This is a genomic window from Fictibacillus nanhaiensis, assembly GCF_023715445.1.
GTDB lineage: Bacteria > Bacillota > Bacilli > Bacillales > Fictibacillaceae > Fictibacillus > Fictibacillus nanhaiensis_D.
Map to the genome: position 1 here is coordinate 516,194 of NZ_JAMBOD010000001.1, position 15,803 is coordinate 531,996.

The window sequence follows — 15,803 nt, forward strand, 5'->3', positions numbered from 1 at the left end:
TATGTCATTTTTTTATCATTTGATAGGTTTGTTGGAGACTACCTTGCCGTAAGTTCCGCCTCCGCCCATCTGTATAGAAAGTTTCCCTGACCGGGCAGAGAGTATGTGATCTGCAATCGCTGGTCTAATTATCATTTTTAACTGATCCGGAGGTGCAGCGTGAATAATATCCATGTCTGTTCCAAATCTTTCACGCAATTTCATAAGCGTTTTAGGACCGAGTCCCGGTATAAACTCTAAAGGAATTTGGTGGATATATGGCGGACGCTTTACTGACTTTTGTTTTTCATGGCTTTTCAACTCTTGTATTCTGTCATGAACTCCTTTAATAAACTTGCGGCTCCCGCATCTCTTGCAAGTTTTAACATTCTTATAATCAAAAGTATCCAAACATTTTTCACACACAGAGTTATAATACTTTCCTAAATAAGGATTCAGTCCGTAGTTGGCAATAATTCCTCTTTCATTTTCATCCTGTAGAGCCATTCTAAATTCTTCAAATGATGGTTCATTTAAAGCGACCATTTGATACTCACGTGCAATTTTTTCAAGAGAGTGAGCGTCAGAGTTTGATAAAAACGGATAGGATGACAATTCACTTAATAGATTCGCCATTTCTGTGTTGGCACTAAGCCCGAGCTCCACAGCGTCTATTAATTCCGGTTCTAAAACTTCATAGATGGAAGTGTGAACACCTTTTCCATATAAACTTTTAAATGGTGTAAAAATATGTGCCGGGATAAATAAACCGCCTAGCTTCTTAATAAAATGCTGCAGTTCTTTTGCACTTCCGTACATTCGCTGGGAGCTTAAATGAATGTTCTTCACTCGTGCTGACAGCCATGTGCTCAGTGCTTCCATTTTTTTTAGATTTGGCATATATACAAGAACATGAATCGGCCCAAGACAATTCTCATCATTTATCTCTATTTCTGTTCCTGGAATTAATGTAATTCCATCAGCAATTAATCCTCCGCCTGTGTGTTCGGTTATCTTTCCTGCATTTTTCATCTCATTTAATTCTTCTAAAACTTCAGGAGCATGACAATCAATAATTCCGATGATATCCATACCTTTTTTGTATTTTGCTTCATACAAAATGTTCGATAGTGTTAAAGTACGAGAACCTGTTATTTTAATAGGTTTTCCTGTTCTGGATGCACCGATATGGATATGCATATCGGCAAAAAAAGGGCGAAGATTATTTTCCTGCTGCACGTGCCAGCTCCATATACAGCACACTGTAGGCTGTTTTCGCATCATGAATTCTCTCGTCGCTCACCATTTGTCTCGCTTCATCAACACTAACTTCCATTACATTTAAAAATTCATCTTCATCTGTCATTTGACCACCTTGTTTCACTAGTGAATCGGTAAAGAAAAGATGGATCAGTTCATCAGCAAAACCAGGGGATGTATAAAAAGAACCAATCGGCTCTAACTTTTTACAGCTATATCCTGTTTCTTCAAGCAATTCCCTTTTCGCGCATTCAAGCGGATTTTCGCCACTTTCAAGCTTTCCTGCAGGAATTTCTATAATTGTTTTTTCAAGAGGTTTTCGATATTGTTCAACCATTAATATTTTCCCCTCTTCTGTAACCGCAAGTACTGCTACTGCACCAGGGTGCTTCACAATCTCCCGTTTACCTGTCTTTTTATTTGGAAGCTCAACTTCCTCTACAAATAAATCTATAATTTTTCCGCTGTAAATTTGTTTTTTGCTTATTGTTTTTTCCGTTAAGTTTTCCATTTTTCACACTCCGATGGTCTATTTAATTCTTTCACTACATAAAGTCTATCATACATTGGAATACTTCTATTACAAGCAGGGTAAGGAGGCATTAGGATGAAAATCTATTTACAGCCAAACGGAATCACTTTAGTAGGAAAAGCGTGGCAGATTAAATATATGCTAAAAAACTATATGCGCCAGCATGAGCTTGTTAAGGATTGGATCGATGCAACAGCACCTAAAAAGTAGCTTCCCTTAAAACGGGAAGTTTTTATTTTGTCTATTATTGTGATACGTTTTAAAAAAATTAAATTCAGGTATGATAGTTTTTGTGGAGGTGGCTGAAATGATTAGAAAAAGAAGAATCGGTACATCTGAACTTTATGCAAGTGAGCTTGGACTCGGCTGCATGTCACTTTCTCCGGATCTCGGAAGTGAAAATGAACGCATCGTAAAAACCGCTCTTGAGCAGGGGATCAACTATTTTGACACAGCAGATCTATATAACTTTGGCTGGAATGAAGAATTAGTTGGAAAGTTTTTAAAAGAAGTAAGGAAAGATATCATTCTTGCAACAAAGGGCGGAAACGATTGGCATGACGCTATAGAAGGCTGGAACTGGAACCCTACCAAAAAATACATAAAATCTGCTCTAAAAGAAAGTCTGCGTCGTTTACAAACGGATTATATCGACCTGTATCAGCTGCATGGAGGGACTATAGATGATCCGATGGATGAAACGATTGAAGCTTTTGAAGAGCTTGCAGCTGAAGGTTTGATCCGTTATTACGGCATCTCTTCTATCCGTCCGAACACGATCAAGTACTATGCCGAGCACTCAAATATCCAAAGTGTTATGATGCAGTACAGTCTTTTGGACAGAAGGCCAGAAGAACTTTTTCCATATCTGGAATCCAAAAAGATCAGTGTCGTGGCAAGAGGGTCTGTTGCTAAAGGCTGGTTAAGTGAAAAAGCTTATCAAAAAAAACCTGATGACAGCTTTTTATCATTTAAAGGAATGGATATTCAAGCAAAATTAGATAAAATAAAGACTGACATACAGTTGGATGAGAAACTGACTCATACAGCATTAAAGTTTGTTCTTAGTCACCGTGTTGTGGCGACAGCAGCCGCTGGAGCAAGTTCAACGGAGCAGCTTTTAGAAAATATAGGTGCCTTTAATACACCGGATTTAACAGAATGTGAACGAAAAGAACTGGAGTCATTGTTTCCAGCAGAGATTTATGAGTCACACAGGGCGTAATTAAATGATTTATGATTTGACTGGCTAAATTCATTTATATTACTTTTTCTGTCCATTTTGATAATTAATCTGTCCACTTTTTAAAAGAATCTGTCGGTTTTCTAAGATAATCTGTCCAATTACACAAATTATCTGTCCACTTAAAAGAATAGCAAAAAGGGATGACACCAAAGATCTGTTTGGATTATCCCTTTTTGTTTATTGGGCTAGTTTCACTATCATCGCAATTCCTTGCCCTCCACCAATGCAAAGACTCGCTGCACCATATGTTTCATTTCGTTTTTTCATTTCATACGCGAGTGTTAAAAGAACTCTTGCTCCGCTCGCTCCCACAGGGTGTCCTAATGCAATAGCTCCTCCATTTACATTCGTACGGCTTCGTTCAAGTTTTAGCTCTCTTTCAACAGCTAGATATTGAGAACTGAAGGCTTCATTAATTTCAAATAATCCGATATCGTCCATGGTAAGCTTTGCTCTATCAAGCGCTCTTTTTACTGCTGGAACCGGACCAATCCCCATTACAGAAGGATCAACTCCTGTAACAGCCCATGAAACAATCTCAACAAGCGGATTAAGTTTCTTCTGCTGTACATCTTTCTCATGAGCAAGGATTAATGAAACTGCCCCATCATTAATAGAAGAAGAATTTCCTGCCGTTACTGTTCCGTCTTTTTGAAATGAAGGACGAAGCTGTCCGAGCTTTGATGAAGTTGTTTGAGGCTTTATACCTTCATCTTCTGAAAAAAGCTCGCCGTTTTTCAAAGTGAAAGACACGATTTCATCTTTAAACCTTCCGCTTTCACGCGCTTCTGCAGCTCTTTGGTGGCTATAGCTGGCAAATTCGTCTTGTTCTTCTCTGGAGATGTTATACTGCTTTGCTAGATTCTCAGCCGTTATCCCCATGCCGCATCCTATATATTCGTCACTTAATGTTTGCAGCAGCATATCCTCGAAAGCGATCGCTCCAAATTTTTGATTATGAAACCGATGTGTAAAGGAAGCATGAGGGGACTGTGACATATTTTCAATACCACCGCATAAAGCGATTCCTTCTCCTTGATCGCGAAGATTCTGGATGGCAGAAACGGCCGCTTGCATACCTGAACCGCACAGCCTGTTGACAAGCATGGCTGGAACACTTGCAGGAACGCCTGCTTTTAAAGCGGTATGACGGGCTACATATGCAGCATTCTTGCTTGAATGAATCACATTGCCGTATACCACATCAGTTATATCGTCTGAAGAAACATTTGAACGTTTCATTGCTTCAATTGCTGTTACCTCCCCAAGCTGTGTCGGGGTTACATCAGTCAACGATTTTCCAAATGAACCAAACGCTGTTCTGGCACCGTCTATTAAATAAATACTCATGTCAATGATGCACCTCTTTTAAAAGATTAAGAATCCAGCACTTATGACAATACCGCTAACGAACAGAACGATTAGACAAAAGCCCATGATATCCTTTGCCTTCAATCCAGCTATAGCGAGCGCCGGCAGCGCCCAGAATGGCTGAATCAAATTTGTCCATGCATCACCCCATGCAACAGCCATAGCTGTTTTGGCGTATGATACACCCAGCGCATCTGCCGCGTCCAATACTACATGTGCCTGAACAGCCCACTGTCCTCCGCCAGACGGCACAAAAATATTAACAATTCCAGCACTTAAAAACGTAAATAAAGGAAGTGTATATTCATTTGAAATGGCAACAAACCATTCTGACATCTCGGTAACAAGACCTGAACCAACCATCATGCCCATGATTCCAGCATAGAAAGGAAACTGAATGATAATTCCACTTGCCCCTTTAACGGCTTCTGCCACACTATTAATATAGTTTCTTGGTGTTTTATGAAGAAGGATTCCTAAAAATAAGAAGATAAAGTTTACAAAGTTGATGTTCAAGTTAAACCCGCTCGTTGCAAAGAAGTAAACCATATAAGCAAGGCCTAAAATTCCGATGATCATTGAAAGCCACATGCTGTTTTCCAGCTTTTCTGCAGGCGTATCCGCTTCGGCTAAAGTCGCAGCTTCGACACTGTCATCAAGAAGTGATGGGTCGATTTGATAGGTTTCATCTTTATTCATCATGAGCCTGTTTGTAACCGGTAAAATGATAAACAATGCTCCAACGATAAACAGATTAAAAGGAGAGAATAACGTTTCACTCGTTGAAATGATGCCCATCGTTTCTTCCATAAAGTGTCCCGGTGTTGCGATCGTCAGCGGGATCGAACCTGATAACCCAGCATGCCATACAACGAATCCGCTGTAGGCACTAGCAATCAGGAGACGATAATCTGTGTTCTTTACCTGGCGTGCAAGCTCTTTTGAAAAAATGGCTCCGATTACTAAGCCGAACCCCCAGTTTATCCAGCTTGCTATTAGTGCAACTAGTGTGACACTGATAATAGCCTGGCCTGGTGTACGAGCGAATGAGGCAAGTTTTCTTAACATCTTTTTAAAGAATGGTGAACTTGCCAGCACGTATCCCGTTACTAAAATAAGCACCATCTGCATGGAAAATTCGAGAAGCTTCCAAAACCCGTCTCCCCAGAAAGAAACCATTTTCACAGGGGACTGACCAGTGATGATCAGCCCGAGTATAAATACCACTCCTGTTAATAAGATGACAAAAATAAAAGGGTCGGGTAAGTACCTTTGCATCAATTTATTTGAGGCGCGTGTCAATGCTTGAAACATAGAATCCCCTCCTTTAATAAGCGTTTAGTTTAATATCATCGGAGACTGTGAGTTTAGCTTCAGTTGAATTTAATACATCGTCAACACTATAGCCTTCTGCTACTTCTCTTAGGATAAGGCCGTTTTCTGACACATCCATAACCGCCCGGTCTGTAATGATCCGCTCAACAACACCTTTACCAGTGAGAGGAAGCTGACAGCTTTTTAATATTTTGCTTTCTCCAGCTTTATTTACGTGTTCCATGATGACAATGATTTTTTTAGCACCATGAACTAGATCCATCGCACCGCCCATACCTTTGATCATCTTGCCTGGAATCATCCAGTTTGCAAGGTCGCCATTCTCTGAAACTTCCATTCCCCCGAGAATGGCTATGTCGATATGTCCTCCGCGGATCATGGCAAATGATTCAGAGCTGTCAAAATAAGAAGCACCTTTAATAGCTGTTACGGTTTCTTTACCAGCATTGATCAGATCAGGGTCTACTTCGCTTTCAAGAGGGTATGGTCCGATCCCGAGCAGTCCGTTCTCTGACTGCAATACAACCTCTTTATTATCCGAAATGAAGTTAGCTACCTTTGTTGGCATTCCGATTCCTAGATTTACATAAAAGCCTGATTCAATTTCTTTTTCTGCACGTTTCGCAATTCTTTCTCTGATATTCATAACGGTCCCCTCCCCTTAACCTTGTTTTACTGTTAAACGTTCAATGCGTTTTTCCTGTGCTCCAACGATCATTTTTTGCACGTACACACCAGGTGTATGTATGTGATCCGGATGAAGATCACCGATTTCAACAAGCTCTTCTACCTCTGCAATTGTTACCTTTCCGGCAGCTGCGATCATTGGATTGAAGTTACGGGCTGTTTTGTTATAAATAAGATTTCCTGCTTTGTCTCCTTTTGCAGCACGGATTAAGCTGAAATCTCCAACGATTCCCTCTTCAAGCAAATATTCTTTTCCGTTGAATGTGCGTGTCTCTTTGCCTTCAGCGATCGGCGTTCCAACTCCTGCTGGTGTATAGAACGCTGGAATTCCAGCACCGCCGGCACGAATTCTTTCTGCAAGCGTTCCTTGCGGGATAAGCTCAACTTCGATTTCACCTGATAAAACTTGTCTTTCAAACTCTTTATTCTCACCAACATATGATCCTACCATTTTTTTTATCTGTTTATTTTTCAGAAGCAGACCAAGTCCCCAATCATCCACTCCGCAATTGTTTGAAATAACCGTCAGATCTTTTGTTCCTTTTTCCACTAGGGCAAGAATTAAATTTTCCGGGATGCCGACTAATCCAAAACCGCCTACTAAAAGGGTTGATCCATCTTTAATATTCGCTACCGCTTCTAGTGCTGAATTCAATACTGGTTTCATAATCTATCTCTCCTTTTTTAATGTTTTATAAGAGTCGAATCTCTTCCTCAATATCGTTCTTCCGGTACTCATGTAGAGAGTACTACACTCTGTTCCTCAGAACTCCATTTCTCGACCTTCTTGCTTCTAAAACATTAATTTTTTTATTCGTTTTCAAAGATCGAGGCTACTCCCTGGCCTCCGCCGATACAAAGCGTTGCTAGACCGCTTTTTGATTTTCTTCGCTTCATCTCATGAAGCAGCGTAACAACAATTCTTGCACCGCTCGCTCCGATCGGATGTCCAAGTGCGATTGCACCGCCGTTTACGTTTAATTTTTCTTTATCAAATCCAAGATCTTTGCCAACAGCAAGTGACTGGCTTGCAAAAGCTTCGTTCGCCTCTACTAGATCAATATCATCCATTTTCATATTTGTTTTCTTTAATACTTTTCGCACCGCTTCAACAGGTCCGATTCCCATTACTTCAGGCGCTACACCTGCACTTGCATTCGCTTTTACTGAAGCCAGCGGCCTTAAGCCGAGCTCTTCTGCTTTCTTTCTGCTCATTACAACAAGTGCTGCAGCACCGTCATTGATACCTGAAGCGTTCCCTGCTGTAACCATTCCGTCTTTTTTAAAGGCAGGCCGTAAACGGGCAAGCTTTTCACTGGTAGAACCAGCTTTCGGATATTCATCTTTATCTACAATCAATGGATCTCCTTTTCTCTGAGGGATCTCCACGGGTATAATTTCATCATTAAATTTCCCTTGTTCTTGAGCTTCAGCACATTTTCTCTGGCTCTCTGCGGCAAATTCATCCAATTCTTCACGAGAGAGCGCATGTGTTTCACAAAGGTTTTCGGCTGTAATTCCCATATGATAATCGCCGAAAGCACACCATAATCCATCATGAATCATGGAATCGACCATAGGTGCGTTCCCCATTCTAAGTCCATCTCTTGCACCGCTCAGCAAGTACGGAGCCTGACTCATATTTTCCATTCCTCCGCAGACGATTACATCTGCTTCATCGAGCCAGATTGCCTGGCATGCGAGATGAAGGGCTTTTAAACCAGAACCACAAACTTTGTTGATCGTCATGCTTGATACACCGATAGGAAGGCCAGCTTTAATCGCCGCCTGACGGGCAGGGTTCTGCCCCAAGCCAGCTTGAAGAACATTTCCCATGATCACTTCATCTACAGCATCAAGTGGAATCCCTGCTTTTTTTAACGAGTCTTTGATCGCAATTGCTCCTAAATCTGTGGCCGCTAACGACTTTAAACTCCCCATAAAACTTCCAATCGGGGTTCTGACAGCGCTTACAATGACAGCTTCTCTCTCTCTTGAAACCATTTTGTAGTCTCCTCCTCTTTAATACTGTGAAAATTTCTGAAAATTCCTTTTTATCATACCATAATCAATCAAATGTATTGCAACCAACGATTTTTTACAGGTAAAATAATATTTAGAAAACGGTTTCAAGGAGGAGTATATAAACAGTGGAATTACCTGAAAGAGTCACCCTGATCGAAGTTGGCCCAAGAGACGGACTTCAGAACGAAAAGAATTTTATTCCAACAAAGAATAAGATTGAATTTATCTCCTTATTAAAAAATGCAGGTTTTCAGGAAATGGAACTCACCTCTTTCGTTTCTCCAAAGTGGGTGCCGCAAATGCAGGACGCCGGTACAGTCATTGAAAGTTGTTTAGATGATATGCGCAACTTTGTTCTCGCACCCAACAAAAAAGGAATCGATATGGCCATGGAGGCCGGTGTAAAGCATGTAGCTGTGTTTGTTGGTGTAAGTGATTCATTCAACCAAAAAAATATTAACAAAACCACCGAAGAAAGCATGCTCGAGTTAAGACCGCTCGTTGAGGATCTGAAACGCAAAGGATATTTTGTTAGAGCATGTATTTCCACCAGCTTTTATTGTCCATTTGAAGGAAAAATTGAGGAGCACGCTGTTTTAAAGGTTTGCCAGGATTTTGAGGAGATGGGCGTCGATGAGCTTAGTGTAGCCGATACGATCGGGATGGCGAATCCTGTTGAGTGCTTTGAGCTGTTCAGTTTATTAAAGCATCATTTGCGTTCTACTACCCTGCTTACAGGTCATTTCCATGATACTCGCGGTATGGCTCTGGCAAATATTTTCGCAAGTATGCAGGCTGGGATTGACCGTTTTGACACTTCAGCAGGAGGACTTGGAGGATGTCCCTTCGCACCCGGTGCGTCAGGAAACGTTGCCTCTGAAGATGTTGTCTATATGCTTTCTCAGATGGGAATCTCTACAGGAATTCAGCTCGATAAACTTTTAGAAGCAGCAGCTTATATCTCACCTCTTCTTTCTAAGCCAGTATCAAGCAAGCAGTTCGGTCTGCTGAAAAATGTTGCTCAGCTATAAATAGAAAAAATAAAAACACGGGCATTATTCGCCCGTGTTTTGTTCTGTTTTATCGTAATATTTCATCGCAGGATTTAACATTTCTCCTGGACTTTTTAATGAAAAATGATTGCCTGCCGGTGCATCGATCTTCATCTTTTCATCAAAAAAAACTTCTGTATTATAATCCATGTAAAGGTCAGGTCCGTTGGTCAGGATTTTCGTATCATTGGCCTCTGGTTTATCAACCAGCCATAGTGCTGCAACCCCGCTCACTACACACCCGCAGCCTTCTGTATCATGTTTCAGTTTCAAGTATCCTTTTTTACCCTGCATTTTTTTATAGAGACGCTCTAACGCCGCATCTGTAAACATCAATTCCATTAATTAAAACTCACCTTTCTTTTGGAGCACGTTGATTGCCCAATGATAACCAGCTTTCCATGTAGCGAATTCCAAATTCACTCGTTAAATATTCTCCGAGTTCATTTTCTTTATAACTGCCTTCCGGAAAATGTTCGTCCTGCCATTCAGAGCATCCTTTAGCTTAGGAACATTTACAGGCTTATACAGCATCCATTCGAGTAGCTGTTCAATTTATATGAGTCATAATACTTTTATTTTTATTAAAAATATCACGTTTAGGACTATAGACCCGTTTCACTTCTTATATTAGTGGGAAATATATCAGCAATTCACATCTTACAGGAGGCCATTAAAATGAAACAGATTTGTTCAAAAAAAGTAAAAGTGACAGCTAAATATACCGTAAATAAAGCTCTTGAAATTATGCAGTCTGCTAAAAAGATTAACAGCCAGCTTTTTTTGGCCAAAGATGGCATTACTGTCCACGCATCAGGACTGTCCCAGCTTGTATCATTCTTTCTGACTTTAAAAGAAGGCGATTCATTTCTTTATATTGTGGAAGGTGCCGATGCTGAAACAGCCCTGAATCTTATTTCAAAAGAAACAGCTTATTAAGATTGCTGCCTACAAGCCAATTCTTGCTTTCATTTTCTTTTTAAAAATAAGGGGTAATCCCACTATTACAAAAAGCAAGGTGGTTCCAATAAAAACGACTTGTTTGCTTCCCGATGTCATGGAAGTGCCTAGATACGTATAAGCAATCGTTCCAGGGATTATCCCAATAGCTGTTGCAATCGCATAATCTTTAAATTTCACTTTGGTCATGGAAGTCAAGTAGCTTACCAGGTCATAATTTAATACAGGAAGCAGCCTCAGCAGCAATACATAACGAAAGCCTTCTCTTTCAATATTGCTGCGTATTTTTTTATACCTTTCATTCTTCCATTGTTCACTTTTATTAAAACGGTCTAAACGGTTAATCGCGTAATACGTTATAAGCCCTCCTCCAAGCGAACCGAGATATGTAAATAAACAACCCCAGTAAAACCCAAAAGAAAGTCCGCTTGTTATAGCAAATATAGATGACGGAAATAAAACGAATGGTCTTAGCGTGTAAAGCAATATAAAAAGAAACGGTGCCAGCAATCCCCATTGCGTTATCCAATTCCTGAATTCTTCAGGACTAAATCCTTTATAGTTTTTTTGCAGCCATAAAACCAATATGATTAAAATAGCCGCCCCTAACATAATGGCCAGCCATTTTCTTATGATTTTCATAAATCCTCCATGAAAAAATCTATTTTGTAGGCATTTTTCCTTCTTCTGCACATATCCATACATAGTGTGATTGGCAAAGGAGGTTATATTGTGATTGTAAAAGCAACAGCACCTATTTATGCAGAGCGTGCTGCAAAACTTGTGGAACTTACAGGCAGTTTTACTGAATCCATTTACATCAAAAAAGGGGACCGGACTGCGGATGGAAAAAGCTTTTTAGGTATTATCGCACTTTCCATATATCCTGATGATCCAATTGAAATCATCTGTGAGCCCCCAAGCACTCTCCTCAAAGAAAAGATATTATCATCAGGGTTATTCGCTTGCTGTAAATCTTAGTTTCTGCGGAATACAGCACTATATATTATATATTCTATCCTACCGTTTGGCTAATTTTTCCTTAAAAGATTTAAAAAAAGCCGGAAGAACATCTCCGGCTTTAAATTTCTTTTATTTGCTCGTCAATCAAATTTATTCTTTCTTGCAAAGGTGCTTTTGATTCGTTCAGCATCTGTTTGTAAATTTCAAGAATCATAGTGCTGTAAGTTGTCCCTGGTACTGCCCACTTACCATTCAGCTGATTCCAAGTCTTGGCACTCCCCCGCTGAACGAGTTCAAACCTTGGATCTGCTAACGGGTATTGCGGAGGAAGAGGCTCTGTTGAACTATACGCATACAAATGCTGAATATGAGCCAGAACGCCTTCTTGCGGTGTATTAAATACCGCTGACTCTCCCTTTCCAGTTGCTCCAATTCCTGCATAGTTATTTTGAGAAGCCTTCACACTGCCCTGAAAGCGAAAATACCCTGTTTCATGTATAGCCTGGGCATATGCTGCATCTGCTCTAATTCCATAAACCTGTCCAATCTGAACATATAATAAAGCTAAAGATGGGGCGTCAGGATTTACCCTTTTGACAAACCTCTCCATTTCCTCTGCTGTAAGAACCGTTTTGCCTTGTATCGTTAAACCAGCAGGAGGTTCTGGTTTTGGCGGTTCGGGCTCAGGAGTCTTTGTTCCTTCTTCCCCTTTTACCATTACATACGCATCCTTTATTCCTAAAGCGCGTATCTTCACTACATGAGCTTCAGCGTTCTCTCGTTTTTGAAATGCTCCAGCTTGTACTCTGTAGTATTTTTTATTACTTATCGTTACTTCATCTATATACGAAGAAATTTTTTTACCAGCTAAAAATTGCACTCTTTCATCTGCATTCTTTTTTTGTTCAAATGCTCCTGCTAGCGTAACAAAAAGCTCTTTTGGATCCGGCTGTTTCTGTTTTAATGAAAGCGCCGTTGCTGTTCCGGATGCAATGGCAGCCGATACTTCATTTTGGAAATCTCCCCGGTTTAAAAGAGCGAGGTTCTTCTCGTTATCAATAAACAAAACTTCCAGTAATACAGCAGGCATCTTCGTTTCTCTTAAAACATGAAAATTCGCCTGTTTTTGTCCTCGATTGCGTGCACCATATTTATTCATAACTTCTGTTGTACGTGTGTGTATGGCATTTTGTATCTTCTTTGTTTCAGCCCCGACATTTATATATACATAACTTTCAAATCCTTCTCCTCCACCGCTGTTTTGGTGAATAGATAAATAGAAATCTGCTTTTTCTTTGTTAGCAAAATCTGTCCTCGCATCCAATGAAACAGTTGTATCTGAGCTGCGAGTCAGCAATACCTTTACCTCATAGTTGTTCTGCAGATAAGATTGGATTTTTTTTGCGAGTATCAGGTTATAATTTTTTTCAAAACTGCCCTTGTTTACCGCGCCTGGATCATTTCCTCCATGGCCCGGATCTATGATAATGACTTTCAAACGTGTCACCTTCTTTTAATCCATTTAAAAACGCTAAGATGCGCTTACTTCTATTAAAAACGAAAAGAAGGTATACTAAAAGAGCCATATAACTATTTTCATCAAAAATGGATATTTGACTAAGGTGGGTAACTGAATGGAAGCTGCTTTATTTGGAAGTGTTTTATCTGCATTAGCTACCGGTTTTGGTGCTCTGCCTGTTCTCTTTTGGTCTCAGGTAACACACCGGTTCCGCGACATATTGCTTGCTCTTACAGCCGGGATTATGGTCGCAGCATCAACTTTTAGTTTAATTCCTCAAGCTCTTAAACTATCAAACTTGACGGTTCTTACGATTGGTATTACTCTCGGTACTCTGACACTCATGCTTTTAGAGAGATTTGTTCCCCATCTGGACTTGGACCACACTAGAATTCTTAAAGGCATTGATGCTAAAGCTGCTTTAGTCATCGCTGCCATTACCCTGCATAATCTGCCTGAAGGTCTTTCAGTAGGCGTCAGCTATGCGAGCGATAACACGGGACTTGGCGGATTGATCGCATTTGCGATCGGCCTGCAGAATGCTCCTGAAGGATTGCTTGTCGCACTCTTTTTAATACATCAAAAGATGAACAGGCTAAAAGCCTTTATCATCGCTACTCTAACAGGAGCTGTGGAGATTGTAACAGCTATGATCGGTTATGTTCTGACCTCCTATGTAGAAAATCTTGTGCCGTATGGACTTTCGTTTGCTGCCGGGGCCATGCTGTTTATCGTTTATAAAGAACTTATTCCGGAAAGTCACGGTGACGGACATGCCCGGTCAGCAACCTTATCATTTATTGCCGGACTTTTAATCATGATCTATTTAACACAGATTTTTGGCTGATAGCAGCAGACAAAAGGCTGACACCCAAGAGGTGTATCAGCCTTTTTATGTGTAGTCGATATCCACAATATCTGTCACTTTTAGAATATGCATCATGTCCGCCTCATCTACCACACGCAATTCTTTTTTTATTTCATCTACATAATGAACATGGCCGGTAAGCTCTTTTTCCCTTCCATTTTGAAAATACATGAATTTCAGTTTTCGGTTCTCCTCCATCGCGACACAGATTGTTTCATTAAATTCTTCATATTTTTGTTCGTCAAGCTCTGGTTTTCTTCCATAATCCAAAATACCCTGATGCTCCCTCAGCATTTTTACGTGCTCCGGAAGCATCATCGCCGTCCATTTTATTGTTCCTCTGTCACGAATCACCGTTCTCCCTCCTTATGCTTTATGGCCGCCTAAAAGACGGCTTCTGTATAGAGCGGTTCCTCCTTTTGTATAAGAAACAGCCCGTAAGAGAGAGTTCGAACCGTATTTTTGCCTGATATCGTCCATAACATAGCCAATTTTCCTTTTTTTCGGATGATCTAACGAAAAGAGAGTCAGCTGTGTTTCCGTATCTTCACAGACGTTTGACAAGGCGATTGAGATTTTGCGTACGGTCTGTCCCTGATAAAAGGTTCGAAACAATTCCAGACAAACTTCATAAAGCTCCATCGTAATATTAGACGGCTGATCAATCGTTTTAGACCTGTAAAAGCCTCCTCCTTCATCCTTGCTGTACCCTACGCCAAAGCTTATCGTTCGGCCTGCTTTTCCAGCTCTTCTCGTACGCCTTGCCACCTCTTCACACATTTCTAAAATGACGTGTTTAATCTCCGTAATATCCGTATAGTCTCTAAGCAAGATCTGGCTTTTTCCATAGCTGATCTGCCCTTGCATGATGGGTGCACCAATTTCGGACAAGTCAATTCCCCATGCATGATAGTAAAGCTGGTTTCCCATGATGCCGAATTTTTTCTCTAAAAGTTCGAGCGGATAATGTGCCAGGTCACCGACTGTTACGATACCCATCCTGTTTAGTGTCCGTTCCACCCGTGAACCGATTCCCCACATTTTGCTTAAAGGGGACAGTGGCCATAATTTCGTTGCTACATCTTCATATTTCCATTCGGCTACGCCTTTTTTCTTCGCTTCCAGATCCAAACAAAGTTTTGACATCAGCATGTTCGGGCCGATTCCGATCGCACATGGCAATCCGAATTCCCTCCAAATATCCCGGCGGATTTTCTCAGCTAATTCCTGAGCGCTTCCCCATAATTTTTCTGTTCCGTCTGCTTGAAGAAAGCTTTCATCTACACTGTACGTGTGGATGGATTCAGGCGGGACATAACGGTGCAGCAGCTTTGTGATTTCCATTGATCTCTCAAGAAAAAACGCCATTTGAGCGTTCACAACAATAATGTTTTTATTCTTCGGAATCTCAAACAGGCGGTTGCCAGTCCGGATTCCGAAATCTGCTTTCAGCCGCGGTGAGGCAGCAAGAACGACACTTCCCTGCCGTTCTGTATCTCCGACCACTGCTAAGTAGCACGTAAGCGGGTTTAACCCTAAACGGACAGCAGCACAGCTGGCATAAAAACTTTTCATATCCATACACAAAATGGTGCGCCTCGGCATATCCTCATAGTTCATTTGTCATACAAACCCCCTTATTTTTTACGAACATCTGTTCTTTATATGTATACCCATTTTAACCGAATGTATGTTCTTATAACAATGGTAATTTTTTCAGCATTTTTTGCAGATTGACGTTTTTAGTTCAAAAGTCTAGGATTTATAAGGAAAGAAAGGTGAAAAAAATGAATCGTGTGCTGTTAAGAAAAATGATTTCAGGTGCATTAAAGGATTATCTATGGGATGAAGAGGATTGTATGCTGACAGATCAGGAATGGGTTCAGCTGGAAACGAAGATACTGGAACAGATAAAAGAAGAAAACCAGGAAGAGGCCATTTACGCTATCATACAGGACGTTGTTTATGATTATTTTACAAATAAATAAACAGGTTCTATTCATAAA

19 protein-coding genes are annotated in these 15,803 nt (G+C 40.6%); 7 read left to right on the plus strand and 12 right to left on the minus strand.

Annotated elements, in window-relative coordinates; all coding sequences use genetic code 11:
• Positions 1–15: 15 nt before the first annotated feature.
• Positions 16–1,218 carry an endonuclease Q family protein gene (locus M3196_RS02690; RefSeq protein ID WP_251320719.1) on the minus strand — a complete coding sequence of 401 codons (1,203 nt, stop codon included), beginning with the start codon at positions 1,216–1,218 and terminating at the stop codon, positions 16–18.
• On the minus strand, positions 1,202–1,750 hold the full coding sequence (locus tag M3196_RS02695; RefSeq protein ID WP_251320720.1) for an NUDIX hydrolase: 549 nt from the start codon (positions 1,748–1,750) through the stop codon (positions 1,202–1,204). The genes M3196_RS02690 and M3196_RS02695 overlap by 17 nt, the downstream gene beginning before the upstream one ends.
• Positions 1,751–1,846: 96 nt before the next feature.
• On the opposite strand from M3196_RS02695, the gene mciZ reads away from it, so the two are divergent.
• Together mciZ and M3196_RS02705 are read left to right on the plus strand one after the other, a co-directional pair.
• Complete coding sequence (gene mciZ, locus M3196_RS02700) at positions 1,847–1,981, plus strand: Z-ring formation inhibitor MciZ (RefSeq protein ID WP_251320721.1); 135 nt, start codon at positions 1,847–1,849, stop codon at positions 1,979–1,981.
• Between the two features lie 100 nt (positions 1,982–2,081).
• Positions 2,082–2,996, plus strand: a complete 915-nt coding sequence (locus M3196_RS02705) for an aldo/keto reductase (protein WP_251321706.1) — start codon at positions 2,082–2,084, stop codon at positions 2,994–2,996.
• A gap of 198 nt (positions 2,997–3,194) precedes the next feature.
• Here M3196_RS02705 and M3196_RS02710 read toward each other — a convergent pair whose 3' ends face one another.
• From M3196_RS02710 to M3196_RS02730, 5 genes are all read right to left on the minus strand, one after another.
• Complete coding sequence (locus M3196_RS02710) at positions 3,195–4,367, minus strand: acetyl-CoA C-acyltransferase (protein WP_251320722.1); 1,173 nt, start codon at positions 4,365–4,367, stop codon at positions 3,195–3,197.
• 18 nt (positions 4,368–4,385) lie between these two features.
• Positions 4,386–5,702, minus strand: a complete 1,317-nt coding sequence (locus M3196_RS02715) for a short-chain fatty acid transporter (RefSeq protein ID WP_251320723.1) — start codon at positions 5,700–5,702, stop codon at positions 4,386–4,388.
• 13 nt (positions 5,703–5,715) lie between these two features.
• Positions 5,716–6,369: a CoA transferase subunit B gene (locus M3196_RS02720; protein ID WP_251320724.1), complete on the minus strand. Its 654-nt coding sequence runs from the start codon at positions 6,367–6,369 to the stop codon at positions 5,716–5,718.
• 15 nt (positions 6,370–6,384) lie between these two features.
• Positions 6,385–7,077: a CoA transferase subunit A gene (locus tag M3196_RS02725; protein ID WP_251320725.1), complete on the minus strand. Its 693-nt coding sequence runs from the start codon at positions 7,075–7,077 to the stop codon at positions 6,385–6,387.
• Between the two features lie 143 nt (positions 7,078–7,220).
• Complete coding sequence (locus tag M3196_RS02730) at positions 7,221–8,414, minus strand: acetyl-CoA C-acetyltransferase (RefSeq protein ID WP_251320726.1); 1,194 nt, start codon at positions 8,412–8,414, stop codon at positions 7,221–7,223.
• 146 nt (positions 8,415–8,560) lie between these two features.
• Between M3196_RS02730 and M3196_RS02735 the strand changes: the two genes are divergently transcribed.
• Positions 8,561–9,466, plus strand: coding sequence for a hydroxymethylglutaryl-CoA lyase (locus M3196_RS02735; protein ID WP_251320727.1), 906 nt, complete (start codon positions 8,561–8,563; stop codon positions 9,464–9,466).
• A gap of 24 nt (positions 9,467–9,490) precedes the next feature.
• Here the strand turns inward: M3196_RS02735 and M3196_RS02740 are convergent, their stop codons facing one another.
• Positions 9,491–9,829, minus strand: a complete 339-nt coding sequence (locus M3196_RS02740) for an iron-sulfur cluster biosynthesis family protein (protein WP_251320728.1) — start codon at positions 9,827–9,829, stop codon at positions 9,491–9,493.
• Between the two features lie 336 nt (positions 9,830–10,165).
• Here M3196_RS02740 and M3196_RS02745 point away from each other — a divergent pair, with 336 nt between their 5' ends.
• The gene (locus tag M3196_RS02745; protein ID WP_251320729.1) at positions 10,166–10,426 is read left to right on the plus strand and encodes an HPr family phosphocarrier protein; all 261 of its coding nucleotides are present in this window, start codon (positions 10,166–10,168) and stop codon (positions 10,424–10,426) included.
• Positions 10,427–10,435: 9 nt separating this feature from the next.
• Here the strand turns inward: M3196_RS02745 and M3196_RS02750 are convergent, their stop codons facing one another.
• Complete coding sequence (locus M3196_RS02750) at positions 10,436–11,089, minus strand: TVP38/TMEM64 family protein (protein WP_251320730.1); 654 nt, start codon at positions 11,087–11,089, stop codon at positions 10,436–10,438.
• Positions 11,090–11,179: 90 nt separating this feature from the next.
• Here M3196_RS02750 and M3196_RS02755 point away from each other — a divergent pair, with 90 nt between their 5' ends.
• Entirely contained in the window at positions 11,180–11,428 is a 249-nt protein-coding gene (locus tag M3196_RS02755; RefSeq protein ID WP_251320731.1) for an HPr family phosphocarrier protein, read from the plus strand.
• Positions 11,429–11,528: 100 nt separating this feature from the next.
• Here M3196_RS02755 and M3196_RS02760 read toward each other — a convergent pair whose 3' ends face one another.
• Positions 11,529–12,917: an N-acetylmuramoyl-L-alanine amidase gene (locus tag M3196_RS02760; protein WP_425310969.1), complete on the minus strand. Its 1,389-nt coding sequence runs from the start codon at positions 12,915–12,917 to the stop codon at positions 11,529–11,531.
• Between the two features lie 127 nt (positions 12,918–13,044).
• Here M3196_RS02760 and M3196_RS02765 point away from each other — a divergent pair, with 127 nt between their 5' ends.
• Positions 13,045–13,776 (plus strand): ZIP family metal transporter, encoded by a 732-nt coding sequence (locus M3196_RS02765; RefSeq protein WP_251320733.1) that lies wholly within the window; start codon positions 13,045–13,047, stop codon positions 13,774–13,776.
• Between the two features lie 45 nt (positions 13,777–13,821).
• Here the strand turns inward: M3196_RS02765 and M3196_RS02770 are convergent, their stop codons facing one another.
• Both M3196_RS02770 and M3196_RS02775 read right to left on the minus strand, forming a co-directional pair.
• Complete coding sequence (locus M3196_RS02770) at positions 13,822–14,151, minus strand: YolD-like family protein (protein WP_251320734.1); 330 nt, start codon at positions 14,149–14,151, stop codon at positions 13,822–13,824.
• A gap of 12 nt (positions 14,152–14,163) precedes the next feature.
• Positions 14,164–15,417 (minus strand): DNA polymerase thumb domain-containing protein, encoded by a 1,254-nt coding sequence (locus M3196_RS02775; protein WP_251320735.1) that lies wholly within the window; start codon positions 15,415–15,417, stop codon positions 14,164–14,166.
• 167 nt (positions 15,418–15,584) lie between these two features.
• Here M3196_RS02775 and M3196_RS02780 point away from each other — a divergent pair, with 167 nt between their 5' ends.
• Entirely contained in the window at positions 15,585–15,785 is a 201-nt protein-coding gene (locus tag M3196_RS02780; RefSeq protein ID WP_251320736.1) for a YqzH family protein, read from the plus strand.
• Positions 15,786–15,803 lie beyond the last annotated feature (18 nt).